Consider the following 18683-nt stretch of genomic DNA (forward strand, 5'->3'; position numbering starts at 1 on the left):
GGGTCGGTGCCGGTGGGGTCCCTAGGCTGTCCGTCCGTGGACGATCCCCTCGCCTGGCTGGCCGACACCGCGCGCGACCGACGGGCCGCCGGCCTGCGCCGTGTGCTGTCGCCGCGTGACGTGGTCGAGCCGCTGGTGGACCTCGCGTCCAACGACTACCTCGGCCTCGCCCGCGACCCGCGGGTGGTCGAGGGCGCCGTGAGCGCCGCCCGCACCTGGGGTGCGGGGTCGACGGGGTCGCGGCTGGTCACGGGGTCCACCCGCCTGCACGCCGAGCTGGAGGAGGGCCTCGCCGACCTCGTCGGCGCCCCCGACGCCCTGGTCTTCTCCAGCGGCTACACGGCCAACCTCGGCGCGGTGACCGCCCTGTCGGGCCGCGGGGCGCTGGTGGTCAGTGACGTCGCCGCGCACGCCTCGCTGGTGGACGCGGCGCGGCTCTCGCGGGCCCGCGTCGTGGTCGCCCGCTGCGCCGTCCCGGCCGACGTCGACGCCGTGCTCGCCGCGGCCGACGAGTCCCGCCGGCTCGTGGTCACCGACGGGGTCGACTCCGTCGACGGCGGCCTCGCCCCGCTCGCCGAGCTGCACGCCGTGTGCCGGGCACGGGGTGCGGTGCTGCTGGTCGACGACGCCCACGGTCTGGGCGTCCGGGGCCCGGGCGGGGCCGGCCTCGTGGCCGAGGCCGGTCTGGCGGGGGAGCCCGACGTCGTGACGACGGCGACGCTGTCGAAGTCGCTCGGGTCGCAGGGCGGGGTGGTGCTCGGGTCGGCCGCGGTGGTCGCGCATCTCGTCGACGCGGCGCGGGCGTTCATCTTCGACACCGGCCTCGCGCCGACGAGCGTGGGCGCCGCCCTCGCCGCGCTTTACGTGCTGCGGGCCGAGCCGGACCGGGTGACGGCCCTGCACCGGGTGGCGGCCGCGGTCGCGGCCTCCGCGCGCTCGGCGGCGCCGTCGCTCGGGGTGGCCGACCCGACGGCGGCGATGGTCCCCGTCGTCCTCGGCGACCCCGAGCTCGCCGTCGCCGCGCGGGACGCCTGCGCCGCCGCCGGGGTGCGGGCCGGGTGCTTCCGCCCGCCGTCGGTCCCGGAGGGCACCTCGCGGCTGCGGCTGACCGCCCGCGCGGACCTGTCGGACGACGACCTGGCGCTGGTCGACCGGGTGCTGCACGAGGTGTTGGGCCCGATCGTGGGCGCAGGCCCGGTCCGGACGGGGCGACCCGGGATGGCATCCTGGTCCGAACAGCTCTGAATCGATTGTGGAGGAGATCGCGGTGATCGTCACGGACAGCCGTCAGGCGTTCCGGCTCTGGCACTGTGGCCGGTGTCGTCGCCCGCTGGCCGAGGCCTCCGACTACCTGCGCTGCCACTGCTGCGGCGCCGTGCACGACGTCGACGGCACGCCGCGCCCGGACGTCGAGGCCGCCGAGCGGCCGGTCACGGTTCCGAACGCGGTCCGCGTGCGCGACTGGCTGTAGATCCGACCCGTCAAAGCCCGACCCGCCGTCGTGAACGCCGTGTGCACGACGGCCGCGGGGCGCGGGAGGTGACCGCAGGCTCGTCGTCGTGACCCTGGAGACGGTGATCCCGAGCCTGCGCAGCACGCTCTACCAGCACGTCGACCCGGCGGCCTGGCCGCTGACCACCACGCCCGCGCCGGGCGGTGACCTCGCGGTCGGGAGAGTGGGCCTCGCGTCCCTGGCCGCCCGCTTCGGCACCCCGGGCACCGTGCTGGACCTCGACGACGTGGCCGCCCGGCTGCGGGGCTACCGCACCGCCCTGCCCGACGCCGACGTCGCCTACGCGGGGAAGGCGCTGCTCTGCGCCGGCCTCGTCCCGCTGCTGGTCGAGGCGGGCGTCCGGCTGGACGTGTGCAGCGGCGGCGAGCTCGCCCTCGCGCTGCGGGCGGGGATGCCCGCCGACCGGATCGTCGTGCACGGCAACGCCCCCACCGAGGCCGAGCTGGACGCGGCGGTGCGCGCCCGGGTGGGGCGCGTCGTCGTCGACTCCCTCGACGTCGCCGACCGGCTCGCCGCGGTGGCGTCGCGGCACCGGGTCGTGGTCGACGTGCTGCTGCGGATCGCGCCCGGCGTCGACGCGGGCGGACATCCCGCGATCCGGACCGGGGGCGACGACCAGAAGTTCGGCGTCCCGCTCGCGGGCGGCCGTGCGGCCGCGGTGGCCGGGGCGATCGCGGGGCGTCGCGCGTTGCGGCTGGTCGGGCTGCACTGCCACCTCGGGTCGCAGATCGCCGACACCGCGGTGTGGGAGCGGGCGGTCGACCCGCTGCTCGACCTCGCCGCCGAGCTGCCCGCGGGACTCTCCGAGCTGAATCTCGGCGGCGGGCACGCGGTGACCGGCGGGACCCCGTTCGACCTGGCCGGCTTCGCCCGTCGTGTCACCGGCGCCGTCGCCCGGGGCTGCGCCGCCCGGGGCCTGCCGCCGCTGCGCCTCGGGGTGGAGCCGGGCCGGGCGATCGTCGCGCGGGCGGGGGTGACGCTGTACCGGGTCCAGGCCACCAAGTGCGCCGGCAGCGGCCGCTGGTTCGTCGCGGTCGACGGCGGGATGGGGGACAACCCGCGCGTGGCGCTCTACGGCGCCGCCTACGACGCGCACCTCGTGGGCCGCACCACGTGCGCCGCCTGGAAGCCCGCCACCGTGGTGGGGCGCTATTGCGAGGCGGGCGACGTCCTGGCCCGCGACGTCGCCCTGCCCGAGGACGTGACCGTCGGCGACCTGGTCGCCGTGCCCGGGACCGGGGCCTACCACCACGCGATGGCGTCGTCGTACAACCTGGTCGGCCGCCCGCCGCTGGTCGGTGTCCGCGACGGGGTCGCCCGGGTGCTCGTGCGCCGGGAGACGGCGGCCGACCTGCTGGCCCGCGACTGCTGCCTGCCCCGGTCGGTTCCCGACGCCGGGTCCTGGGACGACGAGGCCTGGTGCGGCGGGGTGGTGCTGGGCCGGGACTGAGCTCCCCGTTCCGAGCGATCGGCGCCGTCGTCGCCGGCTCACGACTCCTCGTCCGCGGGCGGACGGCCCGGCCGACGCATCGGTCGGGCGTCCCGGGGTGATCGGCCGGCGTCGTCGAGGGCCCGGCGGAGGAGGAACTCGATCTGGGCGTTGACGCTGCGCAGGTCGTCGCCGGCCCAGCGGGCGATCGCGTCGTGCACCGCCGGGTCGAGGCGGAGGAGCAGCTTCTTGCGCTCGGCCATCTACTGGTACAGCGAGCCGGCGTTGACCACGGGCTGGACGGAGCGGTCCCCGGCGAGCACGACGAGCAGGTTCGACACCATCGTCGCCTTCCGCTCCTCGTCGAGGTCGACCGTGCCGCGTTCCTCCAGCCGGGCCAGCGCCGCCTCGACCATGCCGACCGCGCCCTCCACGAGTCGACTCCGCGCCGCCACGACGGCCCCGGCCTGCTGACGCATGAGCATGACCTGCGCGATCTCCGGGGCGTAGGAGAGCTGGGTGATCCGGGACTCGATGACGTGCACGCCGGCCGAGTCCACCCGGGCCGCGATCTCGGCGGACAGCATCGCCGTGATCTCGTCGGCGTTCTCCCGAAGCGAGCGGCGGTCGGTGTCCACCGTGTCGTAGGGGTAGGAGCCCGCGATGTGGCGCACGGCCGACTCGGTCTGGATGTCGACGAACCGGACGAAGTCGTCGACCTCGAACACCGCCCGCGCCGTGTCCTCGACCCGCCACACCACGACGGCGGCCATCTCGATCGGGTTGCCGTCGAGGTCGTTGACCTTCGTGGTGTCGGACTCGTGGTTGCGGATGCGGGTGGACAGCGAGCGGCGGGTGGTGAACGGGTTGACCCACCGCAGACCCTCGGTGCGCACCGTGCCCCGGTAGCGCCCGAGCAGCTGCACCACCCGCGCCTCGCCGGGGGACACCGCCACCAGACCCCGCAGGAGCACGACCGCGACCAGCACGAGGAGTACCGCGAGCAGCGGACCGGGCCCTGCCCCGAGCCCGATCCCGACCGCCACGGCGGCCACCACGAGCACCACCGCGAGCCCGAGCACCCCCCAGCCGGAGACGTCCCGTGCCGGGAACTCCCGCGTGCGGGCCTCCGGCATGTCGATCGGGACCGACGGCACCGTCGTGGACATGGCGACCTCCTGGGTCAGCTGTCGTGAAGACATCAAAGTGATATCACATTCGGCGGGGACGGCGCCATCGCCTACGCTCGCCGCCCGTGCGGACGATGATCGTGACCGGGACGGGGACCGGCGTCGGGAAGACCGTCGTCACGGCGGCGGTGGCCGCGCTGGCCGCGACGGCGGGGGAACGGGTCGTCGTCGTGAAGCCCGCTCAGACCGGGATCGCGCCGGGGGAGCCGGGCGACCTCGCGGACGTCGAGCGGCTCACGGCGGGCCGGGTCACCACGCTCGAGCTCGCCCGCTACCCCGAGCCGCTCGCCCCCGCCACGGCCGCGCGCCGATCCGGCCTCCCGCCGCTGCGGATCGTCGACGTCGAGCGGGCGCTGGCCGGGGTCACCGCCGACCTCGTCCTCGTGGAGGGCGCCGGGGGACTGCTGGTCAGGCTCAACGACGACGGGGAGACCCTCGCCGACCTCGACCTGCCGGTCCTGCTCGTCGCGACGGCCGGGCTCGGGGTCCTCAACTCCGCCGCGCTGACCGCGGAGGCCCTCGCGACCCGCCGTCGGGAACTCCTCGGCACCGTGGTGGGGGCCTACCCGGCCGGGCCGGACCTCGCCGAGCGCACCAACCTCGACGACCTGCCCCGGGTCACCGGCGCGCCCCTGCTCGGCGTGCTGCCGGCCGACCTCGGCGGGACCGATCCGGGGGCCTTCGAAACCGCGGCGCGGTGTGGTCTGCATCCCGTCCTGGGTGGGCGGTGGGACGCGACCGCCACGGTGAGGCAGACTCCGGACCGTCCGACCCCCCGAGGATGAGGAGCGACGCGTGACGACGGCGAGCACCGACACCGCCACCGGCACCACGGGAGAGGGCGGCGACATCCTCGCCGTCGCCCGGGAGCAGGTCCTCGAGCGCGGTGAGGGGCTGTCCGAGGCGCAGGTCCTCGAGGTGCTGCGGCTGCCGGCGGAGCGGCTGACCGAGGCGCTGGCGCTCGCCCACGAGGTCCGGATGCGCTGGTGCGGCCCGGACGTCGAGGTCGAGGGCATCGTCAGCCTCAAGACCGGCGGCTGCCCCGAGGACTGCCACTTCTGCTCCCAGTCGGGGCTGTTCGACTCCCCGGTGCGCGCGGCGTGGCTGGACAAGGACCGGCTCGTCGAGGCGGCCAAGCAGACCGCCAAGACCGGGGCCACCGAGTTCTGCATCGTCGCCGCGGTGCGCGGGCCGGACGAGAAGCTCATGGAGCAGATCCGGGTCGGGGTCGCGGCGATCCGCGCCGAGGTCGACATCAACGTCGCCTGCTCGCTGGGCATGCTCACCCAGGACCAGGTCGACCGGCTCGCCGCCATGGGCGTGCACCGCTACAACCACAACCTCGAGACCGCCCGCAGCCACTTCCCGGAGGTCGTCACGACCCACACGTGGGAGGAGCGCTGGGAGACGCTGCAGATGGTCCGCGCGGCGGGCATGGAGGTCTGCTGCGGCGGCATCGTCGGGATGGGGGAGTCGCTCGAGCAGCGCGCGGAGTTCGCGGTGCAGCTCGCCTCGCTCGACCCCGACGAGGTCCCGATGAACTTCCTCATCCCCAACCCCGGCACCCCGTTCGCGCACCTCGACGTGCCGCAGGGCCCGGACGCGCTGATGACGATCGCGGCGTTCCGCCTGGCGATGCCGAAGACGGTGCTGCGCTTCGCGGGCGGCCGGGAGCTCACGCTCGGCGACCTCGGCGCGGAGCAGGGGATGCTCGGCGGGATCAACGCAATCATCGTCGGGAACTACCTCACCAACCTGGGCCGGCCGGCGGAGCAGGACCTCGAGATGCTCGAGACCCTGAAGATGCCGATCAAGGCGCTGAACGACACCCTGTAACCCGACATGTTCTGCTCCTTCTGCGGCGGCGAGACCGCGACCGGCGACCACGAGCGGTGCCGGGCGCGGCTGTCGCTGATCGACCCGCCCCGGTACTGCGCCGAGTGCGCCCGGCGGATGGTCGTTCAGGTCGACCCGATGGGCTGGACCGCGCGCTGCAGTCGCCACGGCGAGCGGACGAGCGCGGAGGCCGCGCAGCGGTGACGCTCCCAGCGGAGGAGTTCGTCGCCGAGGAGCCGCGCGGCGTGCTGGCACGCAGCGAGCTCGTGGGCGACCTGCGCCCGACGGCCCTGACGATGGTCGTGGTCGCGCTGTCCGGGGTGCTGCTCGGTCTGCTGTGGGCGCTGGTCGCGCCCGGACAGGCCACGGTGACGACGGCGTCGGGCGCGAGCTCGGCGCTCGCCTCCGAGTCCGACCACGTCTTCGACGCGACCGCGATCTTCTTCCTGCTGGCCACCGCCTACGGGGTGGTCGTGGGGGTGCTGGCCTGGCGGCGGGCGGACCGCCGCGGGCCGGTGATGCTGCTCGGGTCGGCGGTGGCGACGACGGCGGGCGCCTGGATCGCCGCCACGGTCGGGACGGCGCTCGCCGGGCCGCTGACCGACCGGAGCCCGATCGGGGTCCTCCTCGACCGTGCCGAGGCGACCGGCAGCGCCATCGCCGGCGCGCCGATCCCCGCGACCCTGGTGACCGTGCCCGCGACGATCGGCTCGTTCTGGACGGTGCTCGGAGCGGGCCTCGGGGCGGTGCTCGCCTACCTCCTGTGCGCGATCGCGCTCGGCGAGGACGACATGGGGCGTACGCCAGGTGATCAGCCGAGGTCGCCGTGGGGACCGTGAGTGCTCACCTGCGGGGCACCTAGTTGTCGCTCGACGGCACCATGAACTTCGCGGTCGGCGCCCACACGGCGCCGAGGCGTCCGAGCAGCGTGGCCTCCCGGCTCATCGCGTGCGAGACGAGCTCCAGCCGCGCCTTCGGGCAGGTCTGCTCGAGTAGCTCCTGGCGGTCGGTCAGCGGGAGCAGGCAGTCCGCGGCGAGGACGTGCGGCAGTACGGTGACGTCGACCTCGGTGGCACCGGTCGAGATCGGGGGCGCCTGGACGTCGTCCAGGTCGTCGTCGAGGTCGTCCTCGGCGTCGGTGGGATCGGTGGCGTCGTCGACCCCGTCGACGTCCCGTTCCGCCTGACGCCGATAGGTCCAGGCCGCGGTGCAGTAGCGGCGGTGGGCGGCGCGGGCGGCGCGTTCCAGGGGCTCGAGGGCCACCGGGTCGTCGCCCTCGAGATCGGGCAGCCACTCGACCTCGGCGGTCAGGTAGGGCGCCGAGGTGGCGTCGACGGAGAGCAGCCGGAACCGCCGGTCGCCGATCGTGAGGATGTCGAACCGGCCGTCGGGAAGCCGGCGGACCTCGCGGAGCGCGGCGGTGCAGCCGACCTCGTGGAGCCCCTCGACGCCGTCGTCGGGACCCCATCCCTCACGCACCGCGACGACCCCGAACTGCTTGCCCGGGAACGCTCCGGTGACCAGGTCGATCGTCAGCTGGCGGTACCGGGGCTCGAAGATGTGCAGCGGGAGCGGCGCCCCGGGCAGCAGCACCGTGCCCAGCGGGAAGAGGGGCAGCGTCTGGGGCACGGCGCTCACGCTACGGCCCGGAGGCGCCCGTCGCCGGGTGAGCGTGCGCCGGAGGTACGGGCGGCGCGCGTGGGGTACCGCTAGCAGTCCGGCGGGCGCAGCGTCGCGAACGGGTCGGTGACCCGCAGCCGGCGTTCGGAGAACCGGAAGAGCGCCGCCGGGCGGCCGCCGGACGGACCGGGGGCCGCCGTGGTGCCCGTCGGCACGAGCACGCCACGGCGCGTGAGCACCCGTTGCAGGTTCGTCGCCGACACCCGGTGGCCCAGCGCCGCCGCGTAGAGCCGACGCAGCTCGGAGATCGAGAAGACCTCGGGTGCCAGCGCGAAGCCGATGTTGGTGTAGGAGAGCTTCGCCCGGAGCCGCTCGAGCCCGTCCGCGGTGATCTCGCCGTGGTCGAACGCGGTCTCCGGGAGGGCGTCGACCGGGTGCCAGGCGGTGTCGTCGGGGACGGCCGGGTCGGCGTCGCTCGGCACCAGCCCGAGGAACGCGGTCGCGACGCGGCGGGGCGCGGGGCCGCGGTGCGGGTCGGAGAACACCGAGAGCTGCTCGACGTGCGCGACCTCGCCCAGGTCGACCTTCTCCGCGAGGTGGCGGCGCACCGACGCCTCGACGTCCTCGGTCGCCCCGAGCCGGCCGCCGGGCAGGGCCCAGCGCCCGGAGTGCGGCTCGCGGGCCCGCTGCCAGAGCAGCACCTCGGGCGAGCTGGGTGCCATCCGCAGCACGACGGCCAGCACGTCGTGGGCGATCAGGCCCTCGGCCTCCACACGCGCCACGGTAGCGGTCCGTGACCAGGTGTGTGCTCCGTCATCCCCACCGGTCGAAGAGGTGGCGCGCCTCGGGCACGCCGCGTACCGTCGCCCATGTTTTCGACCAACAGGCGAAAACCTCGGACAGAACCGGCTGATCTTCCCGACGAGGGGTGGGTCGGGTCGGGGGAGGACCGTCATGACCGTCATCGATGACGCCGTGCACCAGCCGCCGACCGATCTCGTCGAACCGCGCTCCCTCTCCGAGTCGCACGAGATCGAGGCCTGGGCCACGCAGGTGCGCGAGCTCGCTCGTGCCCGGGACGCGGTGGTGCTCGCGCACAACTACCAGCGCCCGGAGATCCAGGACGTCGCCGACCACACCGGCGACTCGCTGGCCCTCTCCCGCCTCGCGGCCGCCTCCGACGCCTCGACGATCGTCTTCTGCGGCGTCCACTTCATGGCCGAGACCGCGAAGATCCTCGCGCCGGAGAAGACGGTGCTGATCCCGGACGCGCGGGCCGGCTGCTCGCTCGCCGACTCGATCAGCGCCGGCGAGCTGCGTGCCTGGAAGGCCGAGCACCCCGGCGCGGTGGTGGTCTCCTACGTCAACACGACGGCGGCGGTGAAGGCCGAGACCGACGTCTGCTGCACCTCGTCGAACGCCGTCGAGGTCGTCGCGTCGATCGACCCGGACCGCGAGGTCCTGTTCCTGCCCGACCAGTTCCTCGGCGCGCACGTCCGCCGCGAGACCGGACGGACGAACCTGCACGTGTGGGCCGGCGAGTGCCACGTGCACGCGGGGATCAACGGCGCCGAGCTCACCGCGCAGGCCCAGGCCGACCCGGACGCCGACCTGTTCGTCCACCCCGAGTGCGGCTGCGCCACCTCGGCGCTCTACCTCGCGGGCGAGGGCGCGGTCCCGGCGGAGCAGGTCCACATCCTGTCGACCGGCGGGATGCTCGACGCCGCCAAGAACACGACGAAGTCGTCGGTGCTCGTCGCGACCGAGGTCGGGATGCTCCACCAGCTGCGCCGCGCCAACCCGGCCGTCGACTTCCGGCCCGTGAACGCCCGCGCGGCCTGCGGCTACATGAAGACGATCACCCCGGGGGCCCTGCTGCGGTCGCTGCAGGAGGGCCGCGACGAGGTGCACGTGGATCCGGCGACGGCCGCGAGGGCCCGCGCGTCGGTGCAGCGGATGATCGAGATCGGGCAGCCCGGGGGTGCGGAGTGAGCACGCCCGGCACGAGCGAACGGCACGCTCGCGCGGGATCGCCCGGCGCTCCCTGGAGCGCGGCCGCCGATCTGGTCGTCGTCGGCTCCGGGGTCGCGGGCCTGTCGGCCGCGACCGAGGCGTCGCGTGCCGGGCTCCGGGTGCTCGTCGTGACGAAGGACGAGCCCGACGAGGGCTCGACGCGCTGGGCCCAGGGCGGGATCGCCGTGGTGCTCGGGGACATCGCGGGCGACTCGGTCGACGCGCACGTCGCCGACACGCTGACCGCCGGCGGCGGGCTCGTCGACGAGGCCGCCACCCGCGACCTGCTCGGGGGAGGCCGCGCGGCCGTGGAGGACCTGCGCTCGCGCGGGGCCCTGTTCGACGTGCAGGGCCCGCGCCTCGCGCGCACCCGCGAGGGCGGCCACGGCACCACCCGCGTCATCCACGCGGGCGGCGACGCGACGGGCGCCGAGGTGGAGCGGGCGCTGCTCGCGGCGCTCCCCGGCGCGGTCACGGTGCTCGCGCACCACACGGCCGTCGCCGTCCGCCGCGACCGTGGACGGGTCACGGGCCTCGAGGTGGTCGACGACGCGGGCCGGCTCGGCGTGCTCGCCGCGCCCGCCGTGCTGCTGGCCACCGGCGGCATCGGCGGGCTCTACGAGACCTCCACCAACCCTGCCGTGGCCACGGCCGACGGGTGGTCGCTCGCGCTCGGCGCCGGCGCTGCCCTCGCCGACGTCGAGTTCGTGCAGTTCCACCCGACGGCGCTCTTCGTCCCCGGGCTCGTCGGTCGGGCGCCGCTGGTCACCGAGGCGCTGCGCGGGGAGGGTGCGCACCTGGTCGACCTGTCGGGCCGGGGCGTGATGGACGACGTCGACCCGCGGGGCGACCTCGCCCCGCGCGACGTGGTCGCCGGCGCGATCACGGCGGTCCTCGTCCGGACCGGCGCCGAGCACGTGCTGCTCGACGCCACCGCCGTCCCGGACGTGCGTCGCCGCTTCCCGACGGTGGCCGCGTCCTGCGACGCGATCGGCGTCGACCTCGCTCGCGACCCGATCCCGGTGCGGCCGGCCCAGCACTACGCCTGCGGCGGGGTCGTCACCGACACCACGGGGCGCACCGGTGTGCCCGGGCTGTGGGCGGCCGGGGAGGTCGCCCGGACCGGCCTGCACGGCGCCAACCGGCTCGCCTCGAACAGCCTGCTCGAGGGGCTCGTCGTCGGCCGGCGGGCGGGCGCCGACGTCGCGGCCGCGCTCACGGGCCCGCGGTCGGTGGCCGAGCCGACCGCACCCGTCGTCGGGAAGGCCCCCGCGGCCGACCGGGCGACGCTGCAGCGCGCGATGAGCCGTGGGGCGGCGATCGGCCGTGACGCGGCCGGGCTGGCGGCGACCTCCGACGTCCTGGAGGGGGCGGCGACGTTCCGCGCGCTCGACGGCCGCGCGGCCGTCGAGGACGCCGCGCTCACCCTCGCCGCGGGCGCGGTGCTCGCGGCGGCGGGGTGGCGCACCGAGTCCCGCGGCTGCCACCTGCGCCGCGACTTCCCACGCCGCGACGACCGGTGGCAGGGCACGTCGGCGGCGGTCACGCTCGTCGACGGCACGCTGCGGGTGGCTCCGCTGGACACCGCACTGGGAGGTGCCGCATGACCGCTGTTCTCCTGCCCGAGGGACTCGACGTCGCCGAGATCGACGCGGTCGTGGACCGCGCGCTCGACGAGGACCTCCGCGACGGTCCCGACCGGACCACGGCGGCCTGCGTCCCGGCGGGGTCGGTCGCGGTCGGTGAGTTCCGGACGCGGCCCGCGGGCACGCTGGCGGGCGTCGGCGTCGCGGTGCGGGTGCTCGAGCGGGTCTGCGGCCCGGACCTCGAGATCCTCGACGCCCGCGACGACGGCTCGCGGCTCGCGGCGGGGGAGGTGGCGCTCGCCGTGCGGGCCCCGCTGACGACCCTGCTCACCGCCGAGCGGACGGCGCTCAACCTGCTGTGCCAGCTCTCCGGCGTCGCCACGGCCACGAGCGCGTGGGTCGACGCCGTCGCCGGGACCCCCGCCCGGATCCGCGACACCCGCAAGACCGTGCCCGGCCTCCGGGCGTTGCAGAAGTACGCGGTGCGCTGCGGCGGCGGGGTCAACCACCGGATGTCGCTCGGCGACGCCCTGTTGATCAAGGACAACCACGTGGCGGCGGCCGGATCGGTCACCGCGGCGGTCCGCGCCGCGCGCGCCGCCGCCCCCGAGCTGCCCTGCGAGCTGGAGGTCGACTCGTTCGACCAGCTCGACGAGGCGCTCGGGCTGGGCCTGGAGCTGATCCTGCTGGACAACTTCGGCGCCGCCGACTGCGCCGAGGCCGTCCGACGGCGGGACGCGGCGGCTCCCGACTGCGGGCTCGAGGCCTCGGGCGGTCTGACGATCGACACCGCCGCGGACTACGGGCGGGCCGGGGTCGACTTCCTGGCCGTCGGCGGGCTCACCCACTCGTCCCCGGCGCTCGATCTGGGGCTGGACCTGCGGACGTGAGCACCGCCGGGGTGGTCGTCGTCGGCGGCGGGATCGCCGGGATGTCGGTGGCGGCCGAACTGGCCGCCGCCGGCGTCGAGCGGCCGGTCCTGCTCGAGGCCGAGCCGGAGCTCGCGCGCCACACCACCGGCCGCTCGGCGGCGAGCTACATCCCCGGCCACGGCTCCGGACCGATGCGCGCCCTCGTCGCGGCCTCCCGCGACCGGTTCGACGCGCTCGCGGAGGAGGCCGGCCACGCGTTCCTCCGTCCCCGTCCCGTGCTGCACGTCGCGAGCACGCCCGACGAGGAGCGGACCCTCCGCGCGGAGATCCTCCCGCTCGACCCCGTCGAGGAGCTGACCCCGGGCGACGCCGTCCGCCGGTGGCCGGCGCTGCGCCCGGACGCGGTGCGGGCCGCCGGGTGGGTGGCCGACGCGCACGACGCCGACCCGATCGGCCTGCACCAGCACTACCGCCGGTGCTTCCGGGCCGCGGGAGGGGAGATCCGCACGGCGGCACCCGTCGTCGGGATGGCGCCGACGGGGACGGGATGGCACCTGGACCTTCCCGACGACGGGCTCGACACCGACCTCGTCGTCCTCGCCGCGGGCGCCTGGACCGACCGGTTGCTCGCGCTCGCCGGTGCGCCGCTGCTGGGCCTGCAGGCCTACCGGCGCACGATCGCGATCGTCCGCGCGGACGTGCGGGCCGACGACCCGTTCGCGGTGAGCGCCTCGGATTCCTGGTACGCCAAGCCCGAAGGGCAGTACCTGCTGGTCAGCCCCTCCGAGGAGACCCCGCAGGACCCGGGCGACGCCCGGCCCGACGAGCTCGACGTGGCCCTCGCGCTGGAGCGGGTGGCCGCGGTGACCACCCTCGCACCACGCTCGGTGGTGACGGCCTGGGCGGGCCAGCGGACCTTCGCACCGGACCGCACGCTCGTGGTGGGCGAGCGGGCGCCCGGACTCGCGGTCGTGGCGGGGCAGGGCGGGTCCGGGATCGAGACGGCGCCCGCGGCCGCCGCACTCGCCGCCACGGTGCTGCTCGGCCGCGCCCTGCCCGACGACCTGCGACGACACGGCGTCGAACCCGGCTCCTACCACCCCGACCGCCTGCTCTAGCCTCCCCCGTATGGGTCAACCCCGCGGGGCCCGGCGCCTACTGCTGGTCGTCGCCGTCGCGCTGCTCACCCTGCTCGCGGCATGCGGCGGGGCGCCGGAGACGGTGCCGCCGATCACGGTCGACCGCACCGCCGACGCCGGGTCGCAGCCCCTCGCAGGCGCCGCGCCGCTCCCGGCGCCGCTGCCCGCGCTGCCGAACGCTGCCGCCGCGGTGCCGAGGCTCCTCGCGCCGCTCTCGGCGATCGGGAGCCGGACCGGGCCGCGGGTGTGCGAGAAGTTCGGCTCGGTGCCCGTCGCGGGCGGCCGCTTCGAGGTGCAGAACGACGCGTGGGGCGCCGAGACGCCGCAGTGCACCACCGCGTTCGACACCGGCTTCGCCGTGCAGGCGAACCACGACAAGGACTCGGGCCCGGCCGCCTACCCGAGCATCGTGTGGGGCTGCAACCACGGCACCTGCACCCGGAACACGCCGTTCCCGCGCCCCCTCTCCGACCTCGGGGACGTCCGCTCCAGCTGGGCCGTGACCGTGCCGGACTCCGGGCGCTACAACGCCTCCTACGACATCTGGCTCGACCCGACCCCGCGCCGCGACGGCGACAACACCGGCGCCGAGCTCATGATCTGGACGGTCCGTGCCGGGGGCATCGACCCGATCGGCTCGAAGCGCGGGTCGGTGGACCTCGGCGGCGCCGCCTGGGACGTCTTCACCGGCGACAACAACGGCGTGCCGGTCATCTCCTACGTCCGACAGCAGTCGGTCCGCCAGGTGCTCGACCTGCCCATCACCGACTTCGTCCGGGACGCCCAGCGGCAGGGCGTCGTGCAGCCCTCGTGGTACCTGACGAACCTCCAGGCGGGCTTCGAGCCCTGGGTCGGCGGTACCGGGCTGTCCACCGACGCCTTCAACGCCACGCGGAACGGCGTCTGAGCGTCACCCGAGTGGGTGTGAAGGCTCCACGCGTCCGCCCGAACGGCTGACGCCGCCTGGCGCACTGGACTGCGCCGAACGTACGTTTCTGCGCGCTGAACGGTCCAACGGGGAGGACGGCGCGGATGAACGGTCGGTCATCGACGGCGAGCGAGACGCCGGAGGATTCCCGACGGCAGGTCGGGCGGCACCGTCGCTCGGGCGCGGCCCGGCGGGCCGGGGCGTGGACGGTCGTGACTCCACGCCACGAGCGGCGGGCGAGCCGTCGGGCGGACGCGGTGCGCACGCTGGGCGGGGGACTGGCGCTCGTCGCGCTGGCCGTCCTCACCGGCCTGCCGCACGGGGCCTCCGCCGCGTCGGCCCAGCCCGTGCCCGCCGCGGTGACCACCGATGCACCGGGGTCGGAGTCGCCCACGAGCACCCTCACGCCGGTCAGCCCGACCGGGACGCCGACCCAGACGGAGACGCCGTCGGCGGAGGAGCCGTCGAGCAGCACGCCGACGAGCTCCGCCCCGGCCACCTCCGCCTCGGCCACCTCCACCCCGGCCACCTCCGGTCCGACCACGACCGCTGCCACGACCGCTGCCACGAACGCTGCCACCACCGCGGGCGCACCCGCGCGCGCCGAGAAGAAGGTCTGCGAGAAGTTCGGGTCGACGCCGGTGGCGGGCGGACGGTACGAGGTCCAGAACTCGCTGTGGGGCGCGAGCACCGCGCAGTGCATCGTCGCCTACGACGGCCCGAGCGCCGGTCCGACCGGGGCGAGCGCGGCCTTCCGCGTCGAGGCCAAGCACCGCAACAACAGCGGCCCGGCGTCGTACCCGTCGATCGTCTTCGGGTGCAACTACGGCAACTGCACGAAGGGCACGCCGTTCCCGCGGCCGATCAGTGACCTCGGGGACCTGCGCTCGTCCTGGTCGGTGAAGACGCCGGCGTCCGGGGACTACAACGTCGCCTACGACATCTGGCTCGACCCGACCGCCCGCAAGGACGGCCGCCCGACCGGCCTCGAACTCATGATCTGGCTCAAGCACACCGACCGGGTCCAGCCGATCGGCAACAAGGTCGGCACCGCGACCGTCGACGGCGTCGGCTACGACGTCTGGCTCGGCAAGGCCGACCTGCCGACGATCTCCTACGTGCGCCAGCAGCAGACGACGTCGGTGAAGGACCTGAACATCACGTCGTTCGTCACCGACGCGCAGAAGCGCGGCCAGGCGAAGCAGGGCTGGTACCTCACGAGCGTCCAGGCCGGGTTCGAGCCGTGGATCGGCGGCGACGGCCTGGAGACGACGTCCTACTCGGTGACCCGCAACGGTCAGTAGGAGCCGTCAGTCCTCGGACCCGGGCTCGAGTTCGTGGTCCACGGTGTGCAGGAGCGAGGCCTGCTCGAAGGCCTCCATCCGGCGTCGGTCGCGCTTGGTCGGGCGGCCGGCGCCGCGTTCGCGCTGCGCCACGGCGACCACGGTCTCCTTCGGCGGCGGTGGCGGGGTGTGGTCGACGTAGCAGGTGACGGCCACCGGAGCGCCCACCCGCTTCTCGATCACGGTGCCGACCTCGACGATGCGGGGGATGTCGTAGAGCCGGGTGCGCACCGTGTCGCCCGCGCGCACCGGGGTCGACGGCTTCGCAGGCTTGTCGTTGACCCGCACGTGCCCACCGCGGCACGCGGTCGCCGCGTCCGCCCGGGTCTTGCTCAGCCGCACCGCCCAGAGCCAGCGGTCCACGCGCGTCGTCCCGTCCATACGCCCTCCATTCTGGCGCATCGGCCCGTCGCCGGGGAGGGCCGTGCTCGGCGCGTGACCACCATCGGGGGCCGTGGACCCGTTGCGTCGCCCTTCCGGACCAAGGGGCGTACGGTCGGTGTCGCTCGTGTCACCGGGGGAGGGAGCGCGAGTGTCCGACGACCCTGGCGCGCCCTCGATCGAGGAGGCGGCGCTCCACCGTCTGCTCGCCGAGCGTGCGGTCGTCCCGGTCTTCCAGCCGATCGCCGACATCGCGACCGGCTCCGTGGTCGGCGTCGAGGCGCTGGCGCGCGGTCCGGTGGGCGGGCCGCTCGCCCGGCCGGACCGCATGTTCGCCGCCGCCCGCAGCTGCGGGCGCCTCGGTGAGCTCGACGACCTGTGCCGTCGACGCGCCGTCGAGGTCGCCGCCGAGGCGGGGCTCACCGGGCCCCTGGGGCTGTTCGTCAACGTCGAGCCGCTCGCCGCACCGATCACCTTCACCCCCGGCCCGGCCACCACGGCGCTGGTCGAGCGCGGGGTGCGCATCGTCGTCGAGCTCACCGAGCGCGACCTGACCGCCGACCCCGCCCGCCTGCTGGCCTTCGCCGAGGAGGCGCGCGCGCACGGCTTCCGGATCGCGCTCGACGACGTCGGCGCCGCGCCCGCCTCGCTCGCGCTCATGCCGTTCCTGCGGCCCGAGGTGGTGAAGCTGGACCTCAGCCTGGTGCAGGGCCGCGACCGGCGGGAGGTCGCGGAGATCATGTCGGCCGTCGCGGCCTACGCCGAGCAGAGCGACGCGGTGGTCCTCGCGGAGGGCGTCGAGACCCCGGAGCAGCTCGTGACGGCCCGGGGGCTCGGCGCCACCCTCGCGCAGGGCTGGCACCTCGGGTTCCCGGCCGGCTCCGAGCACCTCGCCGGCCTGGCCGCGCCCTGGCGGCCGCCCGTGCTGCGGACCCCGGTCGCGGAGGCGGTTCTCCCCAGCCCCTTCGCCACCGTCGCCCGCGTCCGCACGCCCCGCCGCGCGTCGAAGGCGCTGCTGATCGCGGTCAGCCGGCACCTCGAGCGGCAGGCCGCCGAGCAGGGCGAGCTGGTCGTGGTGCTGGCGGCGTACGAGGACGTCGTGAACCTGACCCCCGCGGTCCGGCGACGCTACCGCGCGCTCGCCGGCTCGACGGCCTTCGTCGGCGTCCTCGGCCGCGGGATCGACCCCGAGCCCGAACCCGGGCTGCGCGGGGCCGACCTCGACGCCGACGACCCGGTCCTCGGCGAGTGGGACGTCGTCGTGGTCGGCCCCCACTTCGCCGCCGCCCTCGTCGCCCGCGATCTCGACCGGGACGCCGACCTGGCGGACACCACGCGCGAGTTCGACTACGTCCTGACCCACGACCGGCCGCTGGTCCTCGAGATCGCCCGCTCGCTCATGGCCCGCGTCGTCCCTCAGTCCACACGGAGCGCGACCGAAGCGTCGTTCGCATCGTCCGTCCGGGTCCCGTCGGGGGTCCGGCGCTAGCTCGAAGGGCTCATCCAGGTAACGTCCAGGCCACGGAGAGCGGGTGAGCGACGGCGAGTGGGGTGAGTCGTGACCGACATCTGGCGCGTGAGCGGCGAGCGGGCCCGCGCCGAGGCGGGCGACGAACTCAGCACCGCGATGGAGGCGCTGACCACCGCGTTCCAGCCGATCGTCGACCTCGCCACCGGCGGCGTCATCGCCCACGAGGCCCTCACCCGCGGGCCGGCGGGCGTCCTCGCCCGCCCCGAACAGCTCTTCGAGCGCGCCCGCACCGACGGCCGCCTCGACGAACTCGACGAGCTCTGCCGCATCCGGGCCCTCGAGGCCACCCTGGCCGCAGGTGACGACGGACCGAGCACGCTCTTCCTCAACGTCGAGCCCGACGGCATCCCGATCGGCCCGCCGCCCCCGGTGGCGCAGGAGTTCGCGCGGCGCGGCGGCCGGCTCGTCATGGAGTTCACCGAGCGGGCCCTCACCGCCGACCCGGCGCGCGTGCTGTGGTTCGCCACCCGGCTGCGCCACGTCGGCATCGCCGTGGCCCTCGACGACGTCGGGAGCCATCCGAGCTCCCTGGCGCTCATGCCGTTCCTGCGGCCCGAGGTCGTCAAGCTCGACCAGCGGCTCATCCAGGACCCGCACGACGACGACGCGGCGCGGATCGCGACCGCGGTGTTCGCCTACGCGGAGCAGAACGACGCGATCGTGCTCGCCGAGGGCATCGAGACCGCCGAGCACGAGCGCACCGCCCGTGCCCTCGGCGCGTCCCTCGGACAGGGGTGGTACTACGGCCGCCCCGGGCTGCTCGGCCCCGACCCGCGCCGCATCCCGCCGGTGAGTGCGCCCCTCGCGCGGGCGCCGGAGGGACCGACGCGGCGCAGCCCGTTCGCCACGGTCTCGCGCAGCCGCCCCATGCGCCACGGCGGGCTCGACCAGGTCTCCCTGGCCGCCGAGCTGCTCGAACGGCGGGCGCTCACGGCGGAGGGCCCGACCGTCACGCTCGCCACCGTCGGCCCCGGCGGCGTGCCGTCCGGGGCACGGGCCGAGCGCTTCGCGCGCGCGGCCCGCGAGACGAGCCTCGTCGTCCTGCTCGGCGCCGGCCCCGAACCGCTGCCGGGGGTCCGCGGCGCCGACCTCGGCGAGGGCGACCCGCTGCACGCCGAGTGGGACGTCATCGTGGTCGGCCCGCACGTGTCGGCCGCCCTGGTCGCGCGGGAGACCTTCGGCGGGGAGTACCAGTACGCCGTCGTCTACGAGCGCGACCTCGTGCTCGAGCTCGCCCGGTCCCTCATGAGCCGGAGCGTGCCCGCACCGGGCGCCGCGATGCCGGGGGCCTGAGCCTCCGGC

20 protein-coding genes are annotated in these 18683 nt (G+C 75.5%); 15 read left to right on the top strand and 5 right to left on the bottom strand.

The window, feature by feature from the left end; genetic code table 11:
• The first annotated feature begins 36 nt into the window (after nt 1-36).
• The 3 genes from QSK00_RS29230 to lysA all read left to right on the top strand — a co-directional run bounded on the left by QSK00_RS29230 (nt 37) and on the right by lysA (nt 2963).
• The gene (locus QSK00_RS29230; protein ID WP_285596859.1) at nt 37-1245 is read left to right on the top strand and encodes an 8-amino-7-oxononanoate synthase; all 1209 of its coding nucleotides are present in this window, start codon (nt 37-39) and stop codon (nt 1243-1245) included.
• A gap of 22 nt (nt 1246-1267) precedes the next feature.
• Nucleotides 1268-1471, top strand: a complete 204-nt coding sequence (locus QSK00_RS29235; RefSeq protein ID WP_285596860.1) for a hypothetical protein — start codon at nt 1268-1270, stop codon at nt 1469-1471.
• A gap of 88 nt (nt 1472-1559) precedes the next feature.
• Nucleotides 1560-2963: a diaminopimelate decarboxylase gene (lysA, locus tag QSK00_RS29240; RefSeq protein WP_285596862.1), complete on the top strand. Its 1404-nt coding sequence runs from the start codon at nt 1560-1562 to the stop codon at nt 2961-2963.
• A gap of 38 nt (nt 2964-3001) precedes the next feature.
• Here lysA and QSK00_RS29245 read toward each other — a convergent pair whose 3' ends face one another.
• Both QSK00_RS29245 and QSK00_RS29250 read right to left on the bottom strand, forming a co-directional pair.
• A complete protein-coding gene (locus QSK00_RS29245) occupies nt 3002-3205 on the bottom strand; it encodes a type II toxin-antitoxin system antitoxin (RefSeq protein ID WP_179793574.1) in 204 nt (67 codons plus the stop codon).
• Nucleotides 3206-4111, bottom strand: a complete 906-nt coding sequence (locus tag QSK00_RS29250; protein ID WP_179793573.1) for an SPFH domain-containing protein — start codon at nt 4109-4111, stop codon at nt 3206-3208.
• 86 nt (nt 4112-4197) lie between these two features.
• Here QSK00_RS29250 and bioD point away from each other — a divergent pair, with 86 nt between their 5' ends.
• Genes bioD through QSK00_RS29270 form a run of 4 tightly spaced genes read left to right on the top strand, consistent with a single transcriptional unit; the run spans nt 4198 to nt 6807 of the window.
• Nucleotides 4198-4917 carry a dethiobiotin synthase gene (gene bioD, locus QSK00_RS29255; protein WP_285596866.1) on the top strand — a complete coding sequence of 240 codons (720 nt, stop codon included), beginning with the start codon at nt 4198-4200 and terminating at the stop codon, nt 4915-4917.
• A gap of 10 nt (nt 4918-4927) precedes the next feature.
• Nucleotides 4928-5968 carry a biotin synthase BioB gene (gene bioB / locus QSK00_RS29260; protein WP_285596868.1) on the top strand — a complete coding sequence of 347 codons (1041 nt, stop codon included), beginning with the start codon at nt 4928-4930 and terminating at the stop codon, nt 5966-5968.
• A gap of 6 nt (nt 5969-5974) precedes the next feature.
• Nucleotides 5975-6172, top strand: a complete 198-nt coding sequence (gene bsaP, locus QSK00_RS29265; RefSeq protein WP_285596870.1) for a biotin synthase auxiliary protein BsaP — start codon at nt 5975-5977, stop codon at nt 6170-6172.
• Entirely contained in the window at nt 6169-6807 is a 639-nt protein-coding gene (locus QSK00_RS29270; RefSeq protein WP_285596873.1) for a DUF2567 domain-containing protein, read from the top strand. Before bsaP ends, QSK00_RS29270 begins: the two co-directional genes overlap by 4 nt.
• 19 nt (nt 6808-6826) lie before the next feature.
• Here QSK00_RS29270 and QSK00_RS29275 read toward each other — a convergent pair whose 3' ends face one another.
• Both QSK00_RS29275 and QSK00_RS29280 read right to left on the bottom strand, forming a co-directional pair.
• A complete protein-coding gene (locus QSK00_RS29275; protein ID WP_285596875.1) occupies nt 6827-7606 on the bottom strand; it encodes an LON peptidase substrate-binding domain-containing protein in 780 nt (259 codons plus the stop codon).
• Between the two features lie 71 nt (nt 7607-7677).
• Nucleotides 7678-8310, bottom strand: coding sequence for an NUDIX hydrolase (locus QSK00_RS29280; RefSeq protein WP_285596930.1), 633 nt, complete (start codon nt 8308-8310; stop codon nt 7678-7680).
• A gap of 232 nt (nt 8311-8542) precedes the next feature.
• On the opposite strand from QSK00_RS29280, the gene nadA reads away from it, so the two are divergent.
• The 6 genes from nadA (at nt 8543) to QSK00_RS29310 (ending at nt 15430) form a co-directional block, all read left to right on the top strand.
• On the top strand, nt 8543-9580 hold the full coding sequence (gene nadA, locus QSK00_RS29285) for a quinolinate synthase NadA (protein WP_285596877.1): 1038 nt from the start codon (nt 8543-8545) through the stop codon (nt 9578-9580).
• Entirely contained in the window at nt 9577-11208 is a 1632-nt protein-coding gene (gene nadB / locus QSK00_RS29290) for an L-aspartate oxidase (RefSeq protein WP_285596879.1), read from the top strand. Before nadA ends, nadB begins: the two co-directional genes overlap by 4 nt.
• Entirely contained in the window at nt 11205-12077 is an 873-nt protein-coding gene (gene nadC, locus QSK00_RS29295) for a carboxylating nicotinate-nucleotide diphosphorylase (RefSeq protein ID WP_285596880.1), read from the top strand. The genes nadB and nadC overlap by 4 nt, the downstream gene beginning before the upstream one ends.
• Nucleotides 12074-13177, top strand: a complete 1104-nt coding sequence (locus QSK00_RS29300) for an NAD(P)/FAD-dependent oxidoreductase (protein WP_285596881.1) — start codon at nt 12074-12076, stop codon at nt 13175-13177. Before nadC ends, QSK00_RS29300 begins: the two co-directional genes overlap by 4 nt.
• A 10-nt stretch (nt 13178-13187) precedes the next feature.
• Nucleotides 13188-14105 carry a GH12 family glycosyl hydrolase domain-containing protein gene (locus tag QSK00_RS29305; RefSeq protein WP_285596882.1) on the top strand — a complete coding sequence of 306 codons (918 nt, stop codon included), beginning with the start codon at nt 13188-13190 and terminating at the stop codon, nt 14103-14105.
• A gap of 125 nt (nt 14106-14230) precedes the next feature.
• Nucleotides 14231-15430 (top strand): GH12 family glycosyl hydrolase domain-containing protein, encoded by a 1200-nt coding sequence (locus QSK00_RS29310; RefSeq protein WP_285596884.1) that lies wholly within the window; start codon nt 14231-14233, stop codon nt 15428-15430.
• 6 nt (nt 15431-15436) lie between these two features.
• Here QSK00_RS29310 and QSK00_RS29315 read toward each other — a convergent pair whose 3' ends face one another.
• Nucleotides 15437-15850: an RNA-binding S4 domain-containing protein gene (locus QSK00_RS29315; RefSeq protein WP_285596886.1), complete on the bottom strand. Its 414-nt coding sequence runs from the start codon at nt 15848-15850 to the stop codon at nt 15437-15439.
• Nucleotides 15851-16001: 151 nt separating this feature from the next.
• Between QSK00_RS29315 and QSK00_RS29320 the strand changes: the two genes are divergently transcribed.
• Together QSK00_RS29320 and QSK00_RS29325 are read left to right on the top strand one after the other, a co-directional pair.
• Nucleotides 16002-17339 carry a sensor domain-containing phosphodiesterase gene (locus QSK00_RS29320; protein ID WP_285596889.1) on the top strand — a complete coding sequence of 446 codons (1338 nt, stop codon included), beginning with the start codon at nt 16002-16004 and terminating at the stop codon, nt 17337-17339.
• Nucleotides 17340-17408: 69 nt separating this feature from the next.
• The gene (locus QSK00_RS29325) at nt 17409-18674 is read left to right on the top strand and encodes a sensor domain-containing phosphodiesterase (RefSeq protein ID WP_285596891.1); all 1266 of its coding nucleotides are present in this window, start codon (nt 17409-17411) and stop codon (nt 18672-18674) included.
• Nucleotides 18675-18683: the final 9 nt, after the last annotated feature.

Source organism: Actinomycetospora sp. NBRC 106378 (assembly GCF_030269685.1).
In the GTDB taxonomy this organism is placed as follows: Bacteria; Actinomycetota; Actinomycetes; order Mycobacteriales; family Pseudonocardiaceae; genus Actinomycetospora.